The organism is Nocardia sp. NPDC050408 (genome assembly GCF_044458905.1).
Classification (GTDB): domain Bacteria; phylum Actinomycetota; class Actinomycetes; order Mycobacteriales; family Mycobacteriaceae; genus Nocardia.
Genome location: NZ_JBITIL010000007.1, coordinates 254,106 through 272,375, shown reverse-complemented (window position 1 = coordinate 272,375; position 18,270 = coordinate 254,106). Strand labels below are relative to the sequence as shown.

Below are 18,270 nucleotides of genomic sequence, written 5' to 3'. Positions count from 1 at the left end.
CGGCCTCCTGATACCGTCTGTCCATGGCAGAAGCGTTGTGCCCGGGCTCGTTCGACCCGGTGACCAATGGACATATCGACGTCTTCGCGCGGGCCGCGGCCCAGTTCGACGAGGTCGTGGTGACCGTCATGATCAATCCCAAGAAACAGGGGATGTTCAGCGTCGAGGAGCGCATGGAGATGCTGCGCGAGGCCACCGCGCACCTGCCCAATGTCCGGGTGGAGTCCTGGCAGGGTCTGCTGGTGGATTTCGCCAAGCAGGAGGGTATCGGCGCGATCGTCAAGGGTCTCCGCGATGCTACCGACTTCGGCTATGAACTGCAGATGGCGCAGATGAACAAGAAGCTCAGCGGCGTCGACACCTTCTTCATCGCCCCCAACCCGGCCTTCAGCTTCCTGTCCAGCTCACTGGTCAAAGAAGTCGCGACCTACGGCGGCGATGTCACCGATATGCTTCCGCCCGCCGTCCACAAGCGCTTGGTCGATCGCCTCGCGGAACGCAAAGGCTGAACGCCCCAACGAAATCCGCCCCGGTTCCGAAGAACCGGGGCGGACTCGTGATAAAGGCTCAGAAGACCAACCCGCGCAGGGCGAGGAAGCGCATACCGCCCACCGCAGCGGTGATGGCCAGAATGGCCGCGGCCTGGAACGTACCGCCCATACCTGGCATCCACACCTCGAGCGCGGCAAGTGCGGCGGTGGTGATCCCGAGTCCGACCAGCGCGAGCCCGCCGCCCTCCCACTGTGCGGTGAACCAGCCGACCCGACCCGCTGCGTGGAAGGTGAGCTGACGGTGCATTTCATTGGCGATCACGGTGCTCACGACCGAGCCCGCGATATTGGCGACCAGGGGACCGACGCCGTGCATCGCGAAGAACAGCAGGACATAGGCGACATTGCTGGAACCGCCGACCAGGGCGAAGCGGATCAGCTGAGCCAGCGCCCGATCGCCACGCAGATACTGCATCAACTGGCCGAACCGAGCGGCCGTCACCGACTGCAGCACCGGGTACGGTCCCGCCCACGGCGTGTACAGGCTGCTTGTCGGCAGAACCGCCGTCCGCGGTAGTTCCAGTACGGTCATTGTCTTTCCGATCCCACACGAGCCTTCGGTACGGACAACCGCGATGGTCATCGCAATCCGCCCGGTCGGCCTCCTCTATCCCCACAGTCCCGGTCAGGGCCTGCGATCCACTTAAGAAGATCTTGTCTGCGACCTTCCTGGACAAATGTAACACCAAGTGGAGACATATCCTCCACTTGTTTTTGTGGCGTACGAGACACCTACACGACACACCGGTGGGGGACTCGGCACGAGCCGTGACGAGAGGCACACTTGGCCTACGGCGGAAAGTTTCGCCGTAGGTCTGCACGAGAGTGGGGTAGGAGCATGTATCGCGTATTCGAAGCTCTCGACGAGCTGGTCGCCATCGTCGAAGAAGCGCGCGGCATCCCGCCCACCCGCGGCTGCATCGTCCCGCGCGGTGACGTGCTCGAACTGCTCGACGACGTGCGCGATGCACTGCCCGGCGAACTCGACGACGCCCAGGATGTGCTCGATCATCGCGACAAGATCGTCTCCGACGCCCGTTCGGCCGCCGAAACGACGGTGACGACCGCGAACGAACAGGCACACCAGACCATCGGATCGGCCCGCGAGGAGGCCGACCGGATCCTCGCCGACGCCAAGGCGCACGCCGACCGCATGGTCGCCGAGGCCAGCGCGCACGCCGACCACTTGGTGAATACCGCACAGGCCGAGGCCGACCGCGTCGTCGCCGACGGCAATGCCGAATTCGAGGCCGTGACTGGTAGGGCCCGCATCGAATCCGAGCGGATGATCGAGGCGGGCAAGGCATCCTATGCCCGTTCGGTCGCCGAAGGTGAGGCCGAGCGCGACCGCTTGGTCACACAGACCGAAGTGGTGCGGGCCGCGCATGCCGAATCGGCTCGATTGATCGACGGCGCTAACGAAGAGGCCGATCGGATGCGCGACGAATGTGACCAGTACGTCGACAGCAGGCTCGCCGACTTCGAGGAGACGCTCAACGCCACCTTGCGGACCGTGCGCGGCGGACGTCACCAATTGCGCTCGGGTGCGGGCGCTCCGGACTACGCGGCCGACTATCGCCGCTGAACCACCCCACCCGGCCCTTCGGCCCGCTCCAGCCGTGCGGCCCTCGACATCCGTACAGTTGGCGAAAGTCGCCGGGCGGCCCGGTCGGAACGACCCAGACGGTTTGGGTCTTCACCGTGCCCTCGCGTATTGTGGACTGGTTGCCCATTTCCCCTCGAATGTGAAGTGAGTTCGTGATGTCCGCCGGTTCCGGTCCCGCTTCGCGTCCTCGTACGGCCGCACGCCGCACGCCGGACGCGGGTTTCGTGCTGGATGTCATCAGCCTGGGCCGCCGCCCAGGCACAATGAAAGCGCTGCATCGCGTGGTCACCACCGACGAGCGGATCGGGCTGGATCTGATCGCCATTCCGGTGGGCGCAGAGGTGGACCTCGATCTGCAGTTGCAGGCGGTGTCCGAAGGTGTGCTCGTCACCGGGACGGTCGCCGCACCGACAGCAGGGGAGTGCTCGCGCTGCCTCGAACCGTTCACCGGCACGGTGGATATTCAGCTCACGGAACTGTTCGCCTATCCGGACAGCGCCACCGAGCAGACCACCGAGGACGACGAGATCTACCGCATCGTGGACGACACGATCGACTTGGAACCGGTGATCACGGACCAGATCGGCCTGGAGCTGCCGCTGCAGCCGCTGTGCACTCCGGACTGCGCCGGCCTGTGTCCGGAATGCGGTGTCCGGATGGCGATTGCGGGTTCCGGCCACGGGCATGAGATACTTGACCCTCGCTGGGCCGGGTTGGCGAAGTTCGCCGCCGAGTCGCCCGGCAACGGCAGCCCCAATGTGGGTGCCAACCCAGACGTTTAGACCAGACCAGTAAGACCATGCTGCCTAACTGGCGAGCAATAGGACAAGAGGAGAAGTAGTCGTGGCCGTTCCCAAGCGCCGGATGTCCCGTTCCAACACCAGGTCGCGGCGCAGCCAGTGGAAGGCCACCGCGCCGACCCTGATCACGTGCCCGAACCGCGCCTGCGGCGAGAAGACGCTGCCGCATATCGCATGCCCCTCCTGCGGCACCTACAAGGGCCGCCAGGTCACCGCTGCTGTCTGATCGTTCGACCTGTCGTATCTACGTGACCGCCAGCAAGGACGAACCCGGCGCGTCCGGTGAACATGCGAGCCTGCTCGCGGCGCTCGGCGTCGACGTGCGGGCCGATTTGCTGCGCCTGGCGCTGACGCACCGGTCGTACGCATACGAGAACGGCGGGCTGCCGACCAACGAGCGTCTGGAATTCCTGGGCGACTCGGTCCTGGGCCTGAGCATCACCGAGCGGCTCTACCATGAGCACCCGGACAAGTCCGAGGGCGAACTGGCCAAGCTGCGGGCGAGCGTGGTGAATATGCACGCGCTCGCCGAGGTGGCGCGCGGGCTCGGCGAAGGCGGGCTCGGCGTGCACCTGCTGCTCGGTAAGGGCGAAGAGCTCACCGGCGGCCGGGATAAGCCCAGCATCCTCGCCGATGGCATGGAGTCGCTGCTCGGTGCGGTCCATCTCGAGCACGGTATCGATATCGCGCGCGAGGTGGTGCTGCGCCTGTTCGCCGACCTACTCGAGCGCGGCCCGCGGATGGGCGCCGGACTCGACTGGAAGACCAGCCTGCAGGAGCTCACCGCCGAACGTGGCCTCGGCGTGCCCAGCTACGAGATCACTTCGACCGGCCCCGACCACGACAAGGAATTCACCGCGACCACCGTGATCGGCGGTCGTCCGTTTGGTCAGGGTGTCGGCCGCTCCAAGAAGGAAGCCGAGCAGAAGGCCGCTGGCGCCGCCTATCAGGCGCTGACCGACAGTATCTAATTCGCGGCGCCTACGGCACCGCGTATTCGCGGCCCCCGGCGTCTCGCTTCCGAGTGGCCGAGACTCGCGACGGCGTCGGATGCGCTTCGGCCACCCGGATGCGAGACAGGCCGCGAACGGGTGCTCGTAAGACTCGCGCGTGGTCGATAGGAGTGCTTGATGCCCGAGTTGCCCGAGGTCGAGGTCGTCCGGCGCGGACTCGCCGCACATGTTGTCGGGCGGGTCGTCGAATCCGTCACGGTGACCCATCTCAGGTCGGTGCGCCGCCATCTCGAAGGCGCGGACGATCTGACGGCCCGGTTGAAGGGTCTGCGGGTCTGTGCCGCCGAGCGTCGCGGCAAGTACCTGTGGCTCACCTTCGACGATCCGGACACCTCGCTCGTCGTCCATCTCGGTATGAGCGGGCAGATGCTCGTGCGGTCCGCCGATGCTCCGGTGGAGAAGCACGCGCATATACTCGCGACTCTCGACGACGGCACGCAATTGCGCTTCGTCGATCAGCGCACCTTCGGCGGCTGGGCGCTCGCACCGCTGGTCGAGGTCGACGGCACCTTGGTGCCCGAGCCCGTCGCGCATATCGCCCGGGATCCACTGGACCCGCGCTATGACCCAGAGGCCGTGGTGGCAGCGGTACGCGCCAAACAAACCGAGATCAAGCGGGTGTTGCTGGATCAGACCGTGATCTCCGGCGTCGGCAATATCTATGCCGACGAATCACTGTGGCGGGCCAAGATCCACGGCAACCGGCTCGCATCCGGCCTGACCAGACCCGCCGTGCGCACCCTGCTCACCGCGGTCGGCGTGGTGATGGAGGAGGCGCTCGCGGCCGGTGGCACCTCGTTCGACGCCCTATATGTCGATGTCAACGGCCAATCCGGTTACTTCGAACGTTCGCTCGCGGTCTACGGGCGCGAGGACGAACCCTGCCGTCGCTGTGGTGCGCCCATCCTGCGGGAGAAGTTCATGAATCGTTCTTCGTACTCCTGCCCGCGCTGCCAACCGAAGCCCCGTCGCCGTTAGGGTTGGCGAGCTACCGTTCTTTTAGGCGGTTAGACCGGCCGTGGAGGAAGGACTTATGCGCAAGCTCACCTACTACGTCGCATCGACTATCGACGGGTTCATCGCCACCGAGGAGGGGTCGGTCGACTTCTTCCCGGTCGGTGGTGATCACGGCCCGGCGATCACCGCGCAGTACCCGGAGACCCTGCCGACGAAGGTGCGGGAGGCCCTCGGCATAGATAAGCGCAACCGTTACTTCGACACCGTGCTGATGGGTCGCAAGACCCACGATTTCGGCGTGCGGACCGGAACCTCCAGCCCGTATTCGCATCTGCGTCAATTCGTCGTGTCGACGACGTTGCCCGAGAGCCCGGATCCGTCGGTTGAGCTCATCTCGGCCGATCCGCTCGCCACAGTGCGAGAGTTGAAGCGGGACAACGGACTCGGGATCTGGCTGTGCGGCGGCGGGGAATTGGCGCAGGTGTTGCTGCCGGAGATCGATCAGATCTTCCTGAAGCTGTACCCGGTCGTACTCGGCAGTGGCCGTCCGCTGTTCGGTGCCGGCCCGCGCCTGCCCGAGGCGGCCCGCTTCCGGGTGATCACCAGCCGGGTTTTCGAGGACGGCGTCGCCTTCGTGAAGTACAGCCGGATTCGGTAACCGCTGTGGCGGAAGACGATTCGATCGCCGCTCCGGGTCCGGTGGAGGCGCTGCGCGAAATCGGCTTCTGGCTGGAACGCGCACGGGCGCAAACACATCGGGTGAAGGCGTATCGGCGGGCTGCCGACATCGTGGCGCAGCTGCCCGAGGGCGAGCGGGCGATCCATCGGGCGGCGCACAGTTGGCAAGAACTCGCGGGGATCGGCCCCAAGACCGCCGCCGTCATCGAGCAGGCGTATTCCGGTGTGGTACCGGACTATTTGAGCGAACTGCGCAAGGCCGCGCAGCCCATCGGGGGACCGGGCAAGCCCATGCGGGCCCAGTTGCGCGGCGATCTGCACACCCACTCCGACTGGTCCGACGGCGGCAGTCCGATCGCGGAGATGATGGGAGTCGCGGCCGCGCTCGGACACGAATACTGCGCGCTGACCGATCATTCGCCGCGGTTGACCGTCGCCAACGGACTTTCGGCCGACCGATTGCGGCGGCAGTTGGATGTGGTCGCCGAGCTGAACGAACGAGTCGCGCCATTCCGAATTCTCACCGGAATCGAGGTGGACATCCTCGACGACGGGGCCCTGGATCAGCACAGCGATCTGCTCGCCGAACTCGATATCGTTGTGGCCAGCGTACATTCGCATCTGCGTGCCGACAGCGAGGCTATGACCAAGCGCATGGTGTATGCGGTGGCGAATCCGAATGTGGATGTGCTGGGCCACTGCACCGGCAGACTGATCGCGGGGCAGCGGGGGCTGCGGCCGGAGTCGAGTTTCGATGCCGAACTCGTCTTCGAGGCGTGCCGGAGTTACGGGACAGCGGTGGAGATCAACAGCCGGCCCGAACGGCTCGATCCGCCGTCGCGACTGCTGCGGATGGCGGTCGAGATGGGATGCTATTTCTCGATCGACACCGATGCGCATGCCCCTGGTCAGTTGGACTGGCTGGGTTACGGCTGCGAGCGCGCTGTCGCGAACGATGTTGCGGCGGAACGGGTTATCAACACTTGGCCAACCGAGAAGCTGCTTGCCTGGACCAAATCGCCAGCCGGGGACGTGGTTTGATCGTCGCTTCAGCACGAGCAGGCCGACCTGTTCGGAGATGATTTCGGCGCCAGCTTCCGACCATCCGGTTAACTGTTGCCGAACACTGGTGCGGGATCTGCGAGGATGCCCGATGACGTTCGAGAATGGTTGACACACAGATCTCTTGGGGGGTGGCGGCGCCGGTGGGTGGCTTTCCGATCGAAATCGTGCTCGGACTCATCGGTATCGCGGTGCCGGTCATCGCATTCCTGTGGGAGTTCGTGTTCGTCGGACGCAAGGAACTCGGCTATCGGGTCCAGATGGATACGCCGGTCACCGGTGAGATCGAGTCGGTCTTTCCTGGAGTGCTGCCGCAGCTGCGCCCGGCGCAGGACGGTGTGAGTCCCCCGCTGAAGGATCTGTCGGTTGTCCTGGTCCGCATCGAAAACAGCGGTGCGACACCGATCGACACGCACGACTACCAAGCACCGGAGGCGGGCCGGGTCGGCCTGCATCTGAACTTTCCACAGCGCCGGGTCATCGGTATGGCGGTGACCGAGCTGAGCGACCAGGGTCTGGCCGATTCGCTGGGCCGTGATTCGGGCATCGCGGTTCGCGAGGATACGGTCGGACATATCGGTGCCATTGATCTGCCGAGAGTGCCGCTCAATCGCGGCGATCACTACAAGATCCTGGCCATCCTGCAACGTTCGGAGGGCACGGGAGAGTATCCGGATCCGGTGCTGAGCGGCGGCATCAAGGGTGGACGGATCATCGAAACCCAGAGCCGTACCGGCATTTCGCGAGTGATGGTGGCGCTCACGGCCTTCCTGGTCGTGGTGATCGTCGTCCAGCTCCTGGTCGCCGTGCTGGCGCCCGATCCGACGCCATTGGATTGTGCCGCGGGCAAACTCTCGGTAGTCGGCTCCTCGGCCTTCGAACCGGTCATTCGCGATGCGGCCGCGCAGTATGGGAAGCGTTGCACCGGAGCGGAATTCGCCTTCGGTTTCGAGGGCACCGAACGCGGACTCGACCAGCTCGCCGAGGAGGGCGAGGACGATCCCGACCTGCTCACGATCAGCGACGGACCGAAAGGTGATGGCTACCAACCGCTGCTGGCACGCCCGCTGGCGCTATCGCTGTTCACCATGATCGTGCACAAGGATGTCGGCGTCACCAACCTCACCGTCGCCCAGATCCAGGATCTGTATCAGGGCCGGATCACCAACTGGCGCGATGTCGGCGGTGCCGATCTGCCGGTCGTGCTGGTCAATCGGATACCGGGATCGGGCACTCGAAATACGTTGGAGCGCAGGTTACTCGGCGGCCCGCAGCCCGATCGGCCGCACGTCAGCTGTGTTGCGATCAAGGATGGCGCACCCGCGACAGCCAGATATTGCGATGTGCAGGTCACCAAGGATATGCAGAAGGCGGTGAGCGATCTCCCAGGTGCGATCGGCTACAGCGAGTTCTCCGAGGCGGTGAAGGTAGGAGCCACGACCCTCACCATCAATGGCGTAACGGCCGGTCGCGACGCCGCCGTCAACCGCAGCTATCCGTTCTGGGGTGTCGAATACGCCTACAGCTACGGCGAACTCCCCGGCGATTCGCTCGGTGCGAGCTTCATACACTTCCTGACCGATCTGACCGGTAAGGATGTGTTGCGCGAGCATGGCAACGAGCCCTGTAGCGAGCTTCCCGATCGGGCCCGCTGCCTGCCGTCTTCGTAACGTTGTCACAGACTCGGCGGCTATCTCGTCCTACTCGGGTAAGCGATTTCGAGAGAGGACGACCTATGTCACGTATGAAGCTCGCCGAGGCGGCGCCCGAGATCTACCAGGCCTGGTACGCCGCCGAGCAGGCCATCCGCCGCGGACCACTGGATTCGACGGTGCGTGAGCTGGTGAAGATCCGCGTTTCCCAGATGAATGGCTGCCTGTTCTGCATCGATATGCACACCACCGATGCGCGGATGGCGGGCGAGACCGAACAGCGGATCTACTACCTCAATGCCTGGCGTGAGTCGGTGAAGTTCACCGAGGTCGAACGAGCCGCCCTTGCCTACGCGGAGGCCGTCACCAGACTTGGTGAACACGGTGTCAGCGATGAAATCTGGGCCGAGGTGGAGAAGAACTTCGACGAGGACGCGCGGGCCGGTCTGGTCGCGGTCACCGCGATGATCAACCTGTGGAACCGGATCGGGGTGCCGCTGCGCATGCAGCCCGCCTCGGCGGCCGAGTCGTGAGTCAGTCGTCCGAGGGCATGATCGGTCTGCTGAAGAATTCCTCGACGGGAACCGGACCGGTGTAGCGTCGGCAACCGCACTGCACCCATACGGGCCCGCCGTAGGTCTTGCGGACCAGCTCGGCATGGCAGGTGCCCGCCTCCGGATCGTGCAGCGCCAGGTCGTGGCCACAGCCGCACCGGGCGACTGCGGCTCCAGCGGGCGAGCGCCTGCCGAACCGGCCTACGGCCCAGCCGGCACCCGCGATTGCGGCTCCGACGGCGAGAGTGATGGGATCGAACATGTTCATATTATATGTATGCGTATAATGAGATGGTAGAGCAATCGCGCACCGGATTTGTTCGCTCGCCCCGTTCGAAATATGCAATTTTGCGATAAGTCCCCTTGATGCCAAAGTCGGATAATGGGCTATTTTATCCCAAATGCTGAGATTTCAGACCGACTGCGTGGTTTGAGCATCCAGAAATAAGGTACGTCTGTGTGCGGCCCCCCTGTTCATGCCAACCGGCGTGACCAGGCCAACCAAGCCTTCATGGACGGCGGTGCAGGCTTCAGTCTCCACCTCCGCCGCGGCGGCCAACACGTTCGGCGCCCAGCGCACCGAAGTGCTGGGTGGATGTGCACAAGGTTGTCCCTGGAAGGATGGTCATGAGCGCAGGTCTAATCGCGCCGAATTCGGCGCCCATTGCCGCTTCGGATTTGCTGTCTACCGATCACGTCGGTGAACGATTCCGCATTGCGATGGTTGTTCCGCCATACTTCGACGTACCGCCGAAGGCCTATGGCGGAGTCGAGGCCGTAGTCGCCGATTTGGTCGACGCCTTGGTCGCACGCGGGCACGACGTGACATTGTTCGGCGCCGGCGAACCCGGTACCACGGCGAAATTCGTTCCGGTTTGGGATCGCGCGTTACCCGAACGGCTCGGCGAGCCGTTTCCCGAGGTCGTGCACGCTCTGAAGGTGCGAAGGGCGATCGAACAGGTTGCCGCCACCTCGGGCGTGGATCTGGTGCACGACCACACCTTTGCCGGACCACTGAATGCCCCGGCATATATGGGACTGGGCTTGCCGACAGTGGTGACCGTGCACGGCCCGGTCGACGAGGGCGACTGCTACCACTACTACCGCGAATTGGGCCAGGAAGTATCGCTGGTCGCGATCAGTGATCGGCAGCGTGAATTGGCGCCCGATCTGAATTGGGTCGGTCGCGTACACAATGCACTGCATGTCGACCAGTGGCCGTACCAAACCGAAAAAGGCGACTACGCACTGTTTCTCGGCCGCTTCACCGCAACCAAGGGCACGCATCTGGCATTGCAAGCCGCGCACGAGGCCGGTATTCCTCTGGTGCTCGCGGGCAAATGCAGTGAGGCACCCGAGCGGGCGTATTTCGAGAAACATGTGCGCCCACTGATCACCGAGCGCGATCATCTTTTCGGACTCGCGGATGCGCAGGCCAAGCGCAAACTGCTCGCGGGTGCGCGTTGCCTGTTGTTCCCGATCGACTGGGAGGAACCGTTCGGCATGGTGATGATCGAAGCGATGGTCTGCGGTACGCCGGTGGTGGCGCTTCGCGGCGGAGCCGTTGCCGAGGTCGTCGTCGATGGTGTGACCGGCCGGATCTGTGATGATCCGTCCGAGCTGCCCGCGGCGATCGCCGAAGCGAGCCAGATGGATCCGGCCGCATGCCGCGCACACGTCGAGGCGAACTTCGGCGCTGGCACGCTCGGGCGCGGCTACGAGCAGGTCTATCACCAGCTCCTGCGTTCGCGGCGTCATGCGCGCGCGGCACTGCTGCTCGATAAGACGGTGCCGGTCCGTATTCCCGCCAGCGAACGCGTATGACCACAGACGCCGGCGTCGCGTCGAATCCCGCACCGCTGAATTCCGGTGAGCCGACCGGTCTCGGCGGTTGTGGAAGTTCGGTGACCTTGGTCGAGGGCGGAACCTTCTGCCTATCGAATCGGCTCGGTGATGTCGAACCGGGACACCCGCACGGGTTGTTCTTTCGCGACGCCCGCGTCATCTCCCGCTGGGAACTGCTGGTGGACGGCAAACCTGCCGAATCACTGTCGGTGCTCAGCCCAGAGGCGTTCGCCGCCAGATTCGTGCTGCGCCGGCCACCGCAGGCCGGACAGGTCGATAGCACCCTGCTCGTGGTGCGCGAACGCCTCATCGCCGACGGCATGCACGAGATTCTGACGCTGGAGAATATGGGCCGCGAGGCCACCGCGGTCACCCTGGAATTGCATGTCGACGCTGATTTCGTCGATCTGTTCGCGGTCAAGGAGGGCCGCGTAGCGCACGGCCGCGCCGAGGTCGCCGTGGCCGAAGGCGAACTGCTGCTGCACGACCGCACCGATCGGATGCGCGGGCTCACGGTCTCGGCGACCGTCGAGCCCGCTGTTCTGCCCGGCACCCTGCTCTGGCGGGTGGTCGTGCTGCCCGGCGAACGCTGGCAAACCGAGATCGTGGCCCAGCCGACCGTCGGTAATCAGCGCGTCCAGGCGCCATTGGCGCCGGGGGAGCACCATGGGCTCAGCGCGCCGAGCCGCAAGATGGCGGCATGGCGACACACCGCGACGAAGATCACTTCCGCGGATCCCGTTCTCACCCAGGTACTCCGCCGCTCGGAAAGCGACTTGGGCGCCTTGCAGATCCACGACGAATCCGGCGAAGGCCGTCCGTTCGTGGCCGCGGGTGCGCCCTGGTTCATGACCCTGTTCGGCCGCGACAGTTTGCTCACAGCGTGGATGGCGCTTCCTTTGGAAGTGGATCTCGCGCTGGGCACACTGCAGCAGTTGGCCGAAATGCAAGGGCAGTGTATCGATCCGCTCACCGAGGAGGAGCCGGGACGGATCATGCACGAAATGCGCCGCGGCCCGGCCAGCGGGCATGTGCTCGGTGGCAGTACCTATTACGGAAGCGCGGATGCCACACCGCTTTTCATCATGTTGCTGGCGGAATGTCATCGGTGGGGCGCGGATTCGGAGGTGATCAGGGAACTGCTGCCCGCCGCCGACGCCGCGGTGCGGTGGATCACCGATTACGGCGATCGTGACGGCGACGGCTTCGTCGAATATCGCCGTGCCACCGATCGCGGCCTGGTCAATCAGGGTTGGAAGGACAGTTTCGACGGAATCAACGATGCTGCGGGACATCTCGCGGAGGCGCCGATCGCGCTGTGCGAAGTGCAGGGCTATGCGTATGCCGCACTGCTGTCCCGCGCGGAATTGGCCGAGGCATTCGACGATCAGCGCGCCGCGACCCGGTTACGCGAGCGGGCCGCCGAACTGCGAGGTAAATTCGCCGAACAGTTCTGGTTGCCGCAACAGGGTTGGTACGCGGTCGCACTCGACGGCGGCAAACGGCAGGTCGACGCGCTGACGAGCAATGTGGCGCATTGTCTTTGGACCGGCATCGCCAGTGACGAGCACGCCGCCGAAATGGTCGGGCGGCTCTCCGGACCCGAAATGGACACCGGCTTCGGGCTGCGCACACTCGCCTCGTCGATGGGTGCCTACAACCCGATGAGCTACCACTGTGGATCGGTCTGGCCGCACGATACCGCGATCGCCGTCGCGGGCTTGCTACGCTACCGGCAGGTGCCGGGCGCGGTCGAGCTCGCCACCCGGCTGGCGGGCGGATTACTCGATGCGGCAGCCTCTTTCGGCGGTCGGCTGCCCGAGCTGTACTGCGGATTCCCGCGCGATCAGTTCGCCGCTCCGGTCCCATATCCCACTTCCTGTTCACCGCAGGCGTGGGCCAGCGCGGCACCGCTATTGCTGGTGCGCTCGTTCCTCGGATTGGATCCGGCCGCGCCGTCGCACACGCTCACTGTCAGACCGCAGCTGCCGCCGCAGTGGGGCACGGTCACTTTGAGTGATCTGCGATTGGGTTCGGCGACCGTGGATCTCGAGGCCGAGGGCGATCAGGTCACCACCGTGCGTCTGCCCGATGATTGGCAGATCACGCGATGAACCGCGCCGAATCGGGTAATCCACCACCGTAAGGACATTGGTTTGCTTCTCCACTGAATACCAGCAGGCTGGAGGTGCACAATGCAGACATCACTGGATCGCCGGGATCTGTGGAGCAGTCAGCACCGTGATTGCAGTGCCGAGCCCATGGATCTCGATCTCGACCTGGCGCGTTTCATCTGCAGTACGCATGCGGGCCATGGCCCGGACTGCCACCAGTATCTCGCCGCATCGGCGTATTGCTTCGCCTGCGTCGAGGACAACTGAACAGAATCGACCGAGCGCCCATTCCCATCGGGAATGAGCGCTCGGGTCGTTAGCCGCGCAACGGGTATCGCTTGTCGAGATCGAGGTTCAGCTCGACCACATCGACGCGCGGTTCACCGAGGAAGCCGAGGGTCCGGCCATCGGTGTGCGCGTCGACGAGTGTGCGCACCTGATCCTCGGAGATATTGCGGGCCTTGGCGATTCGCGTGACCTGGATGGCCGCGTACCGCGGCGTGATGTGCGGGTCGAGACCGCTGCCGCTGGCGGTGACCGCGTCGGTGGGTACTGGTGTGTTGGTTGCGGCGTCGCCGTAGATCGGGACGATGCGGCCGGCCGAGTAGTCCTCGCCCGGTTTGGCGCACTCGACTTCGACACCGTTGTAGGTGTCCAGGAATGGTGTCGTCGGGCATGCTTCGTTGACGCTGATGACCTGCACTGGTTGCGAGACCTCGCCGTCGGTGTCGCGTGGACCGATCACTGAAAGCACCGCGCCGACACCGTCTTTGGTGCAGAACGGGCGGCTGCCGTCGACCGCCTCACGGTCGCCGACCTCCTTGCTGCGCGCGCAGACGGTGGAGAGCTGGCTCAGTTTCACCTTGTCCGGATCGGAGTCGAGGGTGTCGACGATGCTTTCCGGGCCGAGGTTGGACGCGGCGGTGGACAGTGGGTCGTAGCCGTCACCAGCTGCGGAGGGACGGCTTTGGAAGTACTGCGCCAGCACATTGCCGTGTTTATCGGTGAAGGACTGCCCGATCAGGCTGGAGCCCACTGTCTTTCCGTCGACGGTGATCAGCGAGCCCTCGGCTTTGTCGTGCAGGCCGGGCATCTGAGCGACCGCGAAAACCGCTAGCGGATAGACGATTCCGGTGATCGCGGTGAGCACCAGCAGCGCACGCAACGCGGCCAGATGCTGCCGGATCCAGGTTGACATACGCATATCAGGACATCCCGGGGAGGAGTTGGACAACGAGGTCGATGAGTTTGATGCCGATGAACGGTGCGATGATGCCGCCGAGGCCGTAGATGGTCAGGTTGCGGCTCAACAGTTTCGACGCATGGGTCGGTGTGTAGTTCACCCCGCGCAGCGCCAATGGGATCAGCGCGATGATGACGAGTGCGTTGAAGATGACCGCCGACAGGATCGCCGACTGCGGGCTGGCCAGCCGCATGATGTTGAGCGCGTCGAGGCCGGGGAACAGTGCGATGAACAGCGCGGGCAGGATCGCGAAGTACTTGGCGATGTCGTTGGCGATCGAAAAAGTGGTCAGCGCGCCACGGGTGATGAGCAGCTGTTTGCCGATCTCCACGATCTCGATGAGCTTGGTCGGATCCGAATCCAGATCGACCATGTTCCCGGCTTCCTTGGCCGCGGAGGTGCCGGTGTTCATCGCGACGCCCACGTCGGCCTGTGCCAGTGCCGGAGCGTCGTTGGTGCCGTCACCGGTCATCGCGACCAGCCTGCCGCCGTCCTGCTCCTGTTTGATCAGGGCCAGCTTGTCTTCCGGCGTGGCTTCGGCGAGGAAGTCGTCCACGCCCGCCTCATCGGCGATCGCCTTGGCGGTCAACGGGTTGTCGCCGGTGATCATGACGGTGCGGATGCCCATGCGGCGCATCTCGTCGAAACGCTCCCGCATGCCCTGCTTGACGACGTCCTTGAGGTGGATGACACCGAGCAGCCGGGCCGTGCCATCGTTGACCTCACCGACCACCAGTGGCGTACCACCGGAGGCCGAGACGCCATCGACGATCACGCCGATCTCGGTAGGTACGTCCCCTCCTTGTGCGCGAACCCATTCGGTGACCGCGCTGGCCGCACCTTTGCGCAGTTGGTGCCCGTCCTGAAGGTTCACGCCGGACATGCGGGTCTGGGCGGTGAATTCCACCCAGGTCGCGCCGGTCAGCTCGCCCGGGGTGCGTTCGCGTTTGTTGAACGCCTGCTTGGCGTAGACGACGATGGAGCGACCCTCGGGGGTCTCGTCGGCGAGGCTGGAAAGCTGTGCGGCATCGGCCAGTTCGTCATCCGGAACGCCGGGTACCGGAACGAATTCCGAGGCTTGGCGGTTGCCGAGTGTGATGGTGCCGGTCTTGTCCAGCAGCAGGGTGTTCACGTCGCCGGCGGCCTCGACCGCGCGGCCGGACATAGCCAGTACGTTGCGCTGGACCAGGCGGTCCATACCCGCGATGCCGATGGCCGAGAGCAGTGCTCCGATGGTGGTCGGGATCAGGCAGACCAGCAGCGAGACCATGACAATGCCGGTGATGCCGTGCACATCGAGTGCCGAAGTATCCGTAACGCCAGGGTTGTTCGCCTTGGAAAAGATAGCCAGCGGCTGCAGGGTGACCACCGCGAAGACGAAGATGATCGTCAGCGAGGCGAGCAGGATGTTCAGCGCGATTTCGTTCGGCGTCTTCTGCCGGGAAGCACCTTCGACGAGGGCGATCATCTTGTCGATGAAGCTCGCGCCCGGCTCCTGGGTGATCTTCACGACGATCCGATCGGACAGGACCGTGGTGCCGCCGGTGACGGCCGAGCGGTCACCGCCGGATTCCCGGATGACCGGGGCGGATTCGCCGGTGATGGCCGATTCGTCCACCGAGGCGATGCCTTCCACGACATCGCCGTCACCGGGGATGATCTGCCCCGCCTCGACGACGACATAGTCGCCGCGCTGCAGTTCGGGCGCGCTGACCTTCTCCTCGACGATTCTGGCGCCGGGCGACCAGTCGACCAGTCGCCGAGCAACGGTGTCGGTCTTCGCCTTACGCAGGGTGTCGGCTTGTGCCTTGCCGCGGCCCTCGGCGACTGCTTCGGCGAGGTTGGCGAAGATCACGGTGAGCCACAGCCACACCACGATCGCCCACGCGAAGAAGCTGGGGTCGGTGATCGCGAGGATCGTCGACCAGACCGCGCCGATCTCGACGATGAACATCACCGGGTTGCGCCACATGGTGCGCGGGTCGAGCTTGCGCGCGGCATCCGGCAGCGATGTCAGCAGCATCTTCGGGTCGAGCGCGCCACGCGGGACACGACCGCGGTTGTGTTCCAGCCGCTTCTTCGACTCGTTGAACTCGTCCGGAACGCTGGTGATTTCAGTAGTGGGACTGGTCATTTCAGTGGATTCCTTCAGCGAGCGGCCCGAGTGCGAGTGCGGGCAGGAAGGTGAGCGCGACCAAGATCACCGTCACACCGACGACCATGCCGACGAACTGCGGCCGGTGCGTCGGTAGCGTGCCGATCGACTCGGGAGTGGTGCCCTGCTGGGCCAGCGAACCTGCGAGCGCGAGCACGAAGATCATCGGCAGGAACCGCCCGAAAACCATGGCCAGGCCGAGCGCGGTGTTGTACCACTCGGTATTTCCGGTCAGACCCGCGAAGGCGGACCCGTTGTTATTCGCCGCGGATGTGAAGGCGTACAACACCTCTGAGAGTCCGTGCGGCCCGCTGTTGGCCATGCTCGCCCGCTGGTCCGGCATTGCCATGGCGACGGCGGTGCCGACGAGCACGATCAGCGGGCTGATCAAGAAGTACGACGCGGCGAGCTTGATTTCGCGCGGGGTGATCTTCTTGCCCAGGTACTCCGGCGTGCGCCCGACCATCAGACCGGCCACGAAGACGGTGATCACCGCGAGGATGAGCATGCCGTACAGACCCGAGCCGGTACCACCGGGCGCGACCTCACCCAACTGCATGTTGAACATCGTCATCATGCCACCGAGGCTGGTATACGAGTCGTGGAAGGAGTCGACGGCACCGGTCGAGGTCAGCGTGGTCGCGGTGGCGAAGGTCGCGGAATCGGCGACGCCGAACCGCGTTTCGACACCCTCCATGGACGCGCCGATCGTCGTCGGCACGGTCCCATGGTGCTGCAGCTGGAAGAAGTTCTGCAAGGTCACGCTGATAAGCGCGATGGTGCCCATCACGGCCACGATCGCGTAGCCCTGCTTCTTGCTGCCGACCATGCGACCGAACGTGCGCGGCAGCGAGAAGCTGATCACCAGCAGCAGGAAGATTTCCAGCCAGTTGGTCCAGGCGTTGGGGTTCTCGAACGGATGCGCGGAGTTCGCGTTATAGAAGCCGCCACCATTGGTGCCGAGTTCCTTGATGACCTCCTGGCTGGCCACCGGCCCGCCGGTGATCGTCTGCTCGCTACCGTTCAGCGTCTGCGCGACCTGATCGTGCAGGTGGAAATTCTGGATGGCGCCACCGGCGATGAGCACGATCGCGAAAACGAACGCGAACGGCAACAGGATGCGGATAGTACCGCGCACCAGATCCACCCAGAAGTTGCCGAGTTCGCCGGTGTGGCGGCGGGCGAAGCCGCGCACCAGCGCGACCGCCACCGCGATACCGACAGCCGCCGAGACGAAGTTCTGCACCGCGAGACCGGCCATCTGCACCAGGTGACCCTGGGTCGACTCACCGGAGTAGTTCTGCCAATTCGTATTCGTCACGAAACTGATGGCGGTGTTCCACGCCAGCGCCGGTGTCATCTCGGTGCCCGGATCGTTCAGGTGCAGCGGCAGCTTGCCCTGGATCAGCTGGAAGAAGAACAGGAACAGCACGCTGACTGCGGAGAACGCCAGCACACTGCGGGCGTAGACGCCCCAGCTCTGCTCGACCTCGGGCTGTACGCCGATGGCCTTGTAGATCACCCGCTCCGCACGGGAGTGTTTCTTGGCGTTGTACACCCGGAACATGTAGTCACCCAGCGGCACATGCACCAAGGCGAGCGCGATGATCAGGGACGCCAGGAAGGCGATCCCCGCTGTGGTCGTGTTCACCTAGAACCTCTCGGGGAAAAGCAGAGCCGCGACCATGTAGACGGCGACGAGAACGGCCAGAATCAAGCCGACCAGGTTCGCGATCACAGCTTCTCCACCCCCCGCTGGATCAGACCCAGCAGCGCGAAGATCGCCACGGTGAGCACCGTGAACACCACGACAGACATTTACACAACCTCCATTGGCGCTCCCTGTATGGAGCGCGACAGGGTGAGTCAAGCGGTCATTCGAGCTGGTGCGGAGCGTGTTTACGGGTCCTTAGCGGCCCATTGATCAGCATTGACGCTTCGTTTACGGGTATGGGCTCGGGCACTCGGTGAAAGGATGCCGTCAAGGTAGGCGGACAACCCGTCAACACACCGTAAAGATCCAGATAGGCGGCCGATACG

General features: G+C 64.5%; 19 protein-coding genes. 13 read left to right on the top strand and 6 right to left on the bottom strand.

Annotation, left to right across the window (positions count from 1 at the left end; all coding sequences use genetic code 11):
* Positions 1-23: 23 nt before the first annotated feature.
* Positions 24-509, top strand: a complete 486-nt coding sequence (gene coaD, locus ACIBJI_RS23260) for a pantetheine-phosphate adenylyltransferase (protein WP_364341808.1) — start codon at positions 24-26, stop codon at positions 507-509.
* A gap of 58 nt (positions 510-567) precedes the next feature.
* Here the strand turns inward: coaD and ACIBJI_RS23255 are convergent, their stop codons facing one another.
* Positions 568-1,083 (bottom strand): GtrA family protein, encoded by a 516-nt coding sequence (locus tag ACIBJI_RS23255; protein ID WP_364341806.1) that lies wholly within the window; start codon positions 1,081-1,083, stop codon positions 568-570.
* Positions 1,084-1,389: 306 nt separating this feature from the next.
* Between ACIBJI_RS23255 and ACIBJI_RS23250 the strand changes: the two genes are divergently transcribed.
* The 9 genes from ACIBJI_RS23250 to ACIBJI_RS23210 all read left to right on the top strand — a co-directional run bounded on the left by ACIBJI_RS23250 (position 1,390) and on the right by ACIBJI_RS23210 (position 8,852).
* Positions 1,390-2,136, top strand: a complete 747-nt coding sequence (locus ACIBJI_RS23250) for a DivIVA domain-containing protein (RefSeq protein ID WP_364341804.1) — start codon at positions 1,390-1,392, stop codon at positions 2,134-2,136.
* A 176-nt stretch (positions 2,137-2,312) separates the two neighbouring features.
* Positions 2,313-2,939 carry a YceD family protein gene (locus ACIBJI_RS23245; protein WP_397085624.1) on the top strand — a complete coding sequence of 209 codons (627 nt, stop codon included), beginning with the start codon at positions 2,313-2,315 and terminating at the stop codon, positions 2,937-2,939.
* 61 nt (positions 2,940-3,000) lie between these two features.
* Positions 3,001-3,183: a 50S ribosomal protein L32 gene (rpmF, locus tag ACIBJI_RS23240; RefSeq protein ID WP_014987105.1), complete on the top strand. Its 183-nt coding sequence runs from the start codon at positions 3,001-3,003 to the stop codon at positions 3,181-3,183.
* 22 nt (positions 3,184-3,205) lie between these two features.
* The gene (gene rnc / locus ACIBJI_RS23235; RefSeq protein ID WP_364341800.1) at positions 3,206-3,928 is read left to right on the top strand and encodes a ribonuclease III; all 723 of its coding nucleotides are present in this window, start codon (positions 3,206-3,208) and stop codon (positions 3,926-3,928) included.
* A 159-nt stretch (positions 3,929-4,087) separates the two neighbouring features.
* Entirely contained in the window at positions 4,088-4,948 is an 861-nt protein-coding gene (gene mutM / locus ACIBJI_RS23230; RefSeq protein WP_364341798.1) for a bifunctional DNA-formamidopyrimidine glycosylase/DNA-(apurinic or apyrimidinic site) lyase, read from the top strand.
* Between the two features lie 55 nt (positions 4,949-5,003).
* Positions 5,004-5,585, top strand: a complete 582-nt coding sequence (locus tag ACIBJI_RS23225) for a dihydrofolate reductase family protein (protein ID WP_364341796.1) — start codon at positions 5,004-5,006, stop codon at positions 5,583-5,585.
* 5 nt (positions 5,586-5,590) lie between these two features.
* The gene (locus tag ACIBJI_RS23220; protein ID WP_364341794.1) at positions 5,591-6,646 is read left to right on the top strand and encodes a PHP domain-containing protein; all 1,056 of its coding nucleotides are present in this window, start codon (positions 5,591-5,593) and stop codon (positions 6,644-6,646) included.
* Between the two features lie 125 nt (positions 6,647-6,771).
* Positions 6,772-8,337 (top strand): PstS family phosphate ABC transporter substrate-binding protein, encoded by a 1,566-nt coding sequence (locus ACIBJI_RS23215; RefSeq protein ID WP_397085621.1) that lies wholly within the window; start codon positions 6,772-6,774, stop codon positions 8,335-8,337.
* 65 nt (positions 8,338-8,402) lie between these two features.
* On the top strand, positions 8,403-8,852 hold the full coding sequence (locus tag ACIBJI_RS23210) for a carboxymuconolactone decarboxylase family protein (protein WP_396956168.1): 450 nt from the start codon (positions 8,403-8,405) through the stop codon (positions 8,850-8,852).
* Position 8,853: 1 nt separating this feature from the next.
* On the opposite strand, the gene ACIBJI_RS23205 is transcribed toward ACIBJI_RS23210, so the two are convergent.
* Complete coding sequence (locus ACIBJI_RS23205) at positions 8,854-9,135, bottom strand: hypothetical protein (protein WP_396956167.1); 282 nt, start codon at positions 9,133-9,135, stop codon at positions 8,854-8,856.
* A gap of 365 nt (positions 9,136-9,500) precedes the next feature.
* Between ACIBJI_RS23205 and ACIBJI_RS23200 the strand changes: the two genes are divergently transcribed.
* From ACIBJI_RS23200 to ACIBJI_RS23190, 3 genes are all read left to right on the top strand, one after another.
* Positions 9,501-10,697: a glycosyltransferase family 4 protein gene (locus ACIBJI_RS23200; protein WP_396956166.1), complete on the top strand. Its 1,197-nt coding sequence runs from the start codon at positions 9,501-9,503 to the stop codon at positions 10,695-10,697.
* A complete protein-coding gene (locus tag ACIBJI_RS23195) occupies positions 10,694-12,832 on the top strand; it encodes a glycogen debranching N-terminal domain-containing protein (RefSeq protein WP_364341786.1) in 2,139 nt (712 codons plus the stop codon). Before ACIBJI_RS23200 ends, ACIBJI_RS23195 begins: the two co-directional genes overlap by 4 nt.
* 81 nt (positions 12,833-12,913) lie before the next feature.
* Complete coding sequence (locus ACIBJI_RS23190) at positions 12,914-13,099, top strand: hypothetical protein (RefSeq protein ID WP_364341784.1); 186 nt, start codon at positions 12,914-12,916, stop codon at positions 13,097-13,099.
* A gap of 49 nt (positions 13,100-13,148) precedes the next feature.
* Here ACIBJI_RS23190 and ACIBJI_RS23185 read toward each other — a convergent pair whose 3' ends face one another.
* The 4 genes from ACIBJI_RS23185 to ACIBJI_RS23170 are packed head-to-tail and all read right to left on the bottom strand — an operon-like array spanning position 13,149 to position 17,968.
* Positions 13,149-14,036: a potassium-transporting ATPase subunit C gene (locus tag ACIBJI_RS23185; protein WP_397085619.1), complete on the bottom strand. Its 888-nt coding sequence runs from the start codon at positions 14,034-14,036 to the stop codon at positions 13,149-13,151.
* Between the two features lies 1 nt (position 14,037).
* Positions 14,038-16,209 (bottom strand): potassium-transporting ATPase subunit KdpB, encoded by a 2,172-nt coding sequence (gene kdpB / locus ACIBJI_RS23180; RefSeq protein WP_397085617.1) that lies wholly within the window; start codon positions 16,207-16,209, stop codon positions 14,038-14,040.
* A 1-nt stretch (position 16,210) separates the two neighbouring features.
* Positions 16,211-17,881, bottom strand: a complete 1,671-nt coding sequence (gene kdpA, locus ACIBJI_RS23175) for a potassium-transporting ATPase subunit KdpA (protein WP_397085615.1) — start codon at positions 17,879-17,881, stop codon at positions 16,211-16,213.
* Positions 17,882-17,968: a potassium-transporting ATPase subunit F gene (locus tag ACIBJI_RS23170; protein ID WP_364342044.1), complete on the bottom strand. Its 87-nt coding sequence runs from the start codon at positions 17,966-17,968 to the stop codon at positions 17,882-17,884. It abuts the gene before it with no gap.
* Between the last annotated feature and the right edge of the window lie 302 nt (positions 17,969-18,270).

What these genes read in the sequence shown, in the direction of transcription:
- coaD (WP_364341808.1), top strand. Translation starts at nt 24, where the DNA reads ATGGCAGAAGCGTTGTGCCCGGGCTCGTTCGACCCGGTGACCAATGGA.
- ACIBJI_RS23255 (WP_364341806.1), bottom strand. Translation starts at nt 1,083, where the DNA reads ATGACCGTACTGGAACTACCGCGGACGGCGGTTCTGCCGACAAGCAGC.
- ACIBJI_RS23250 (WP_364341804.1), top strand. Translation starts at nt 1,390, where the DNA reads ATGTATCGCGTATTCGAAGCTCTCGACGAGCTGGTCGCCATCGTCGAA.
- ACIBJI_RS23245 (WP_397085624.1), top strand. Translation starts at nt 2,313, where the DNA reads ATGTCCGCCGGTTCCGGTCCCGCTTCGCGTCCTCGTACGGCCGCACGC.
- mutM (WP_364341798.1), top strand. Translation starts at nt 4,088, where the DNA reads ATGCCCGAGTTGCCCGAGGTCGAGGTCGTCCGGCGCGGACTCGCCGCA.
- ACIBJI_RS23225 (WP_364341796.1), top strand. Translation starts at nt 5,004, where the DNA reads ATGCGCAAGCTCACCTACTACGTCGCATCGACTATCGACGGGTTCATC.
- ACIBJI_RS23215 (WP_397085621.1), top strand. Translation starts at nt 6,772, where the DNA reads ATGGTTGACACACAGATCTCTTGGGGGGTGGCGGCGCCGGTGGGTGGC.
- ACIBJI_RS23210 (WP_396956168.1), top strand. Translation starts at nt 8,403, where the DNA reads ATGTCACGTATGAAGCTCGCCGAGGCGGCGCCCGAGATCTACCAGGCC.
- ACIBJI_RS23205 (WP_396956167.1), bottom strand. Translation starts at nt 9,135, where the DNA reads ATGTTCGATCCCATCACTCTCGCCGTCGGAGCCGCAATCGCGGGTGCC.
- ACIBJI_RS23200 (WP_396956166.1), top strand. Translation starts at nt 9,501, where the DNA reads ATGAGCGCAGGTCTAATCGCGCCGAATTCGGCGCCCATTGCCGCTTCG.
- ACIBJI_RS23195 (WP_364341786.1), top strand. Translation starts at nt 10,694, where the DNA reads ATGACCACAGACGCCGGCGTCGCGTCGAATCCCGCACCGCTGAATTCC.
- ACIBJI_RS23190 (WP_364341784.1), top strand. Translation starts at nt 12,914, where the DNA reads ATGCAGACATCACTGGATCGCCGGGATCTGTGGAGCAGTCAGCACCGT.
- ACIBJI_RS23185 (WP_397085619.1), bottom strand. Translation starts at nt 14,036, where the DNA reads ATGCGTATGTCAACCTGGATCCGGCAGCATCTGGCCGCGTTGCGTGCG.
- kdpB (WP_397085617.1), bottom strand. Translation starts at nt 16,209, where the DNA reads ATGACCAGTCCCACTACTGAAATCACCAGCGTTCCGGACGAGTTCAAC.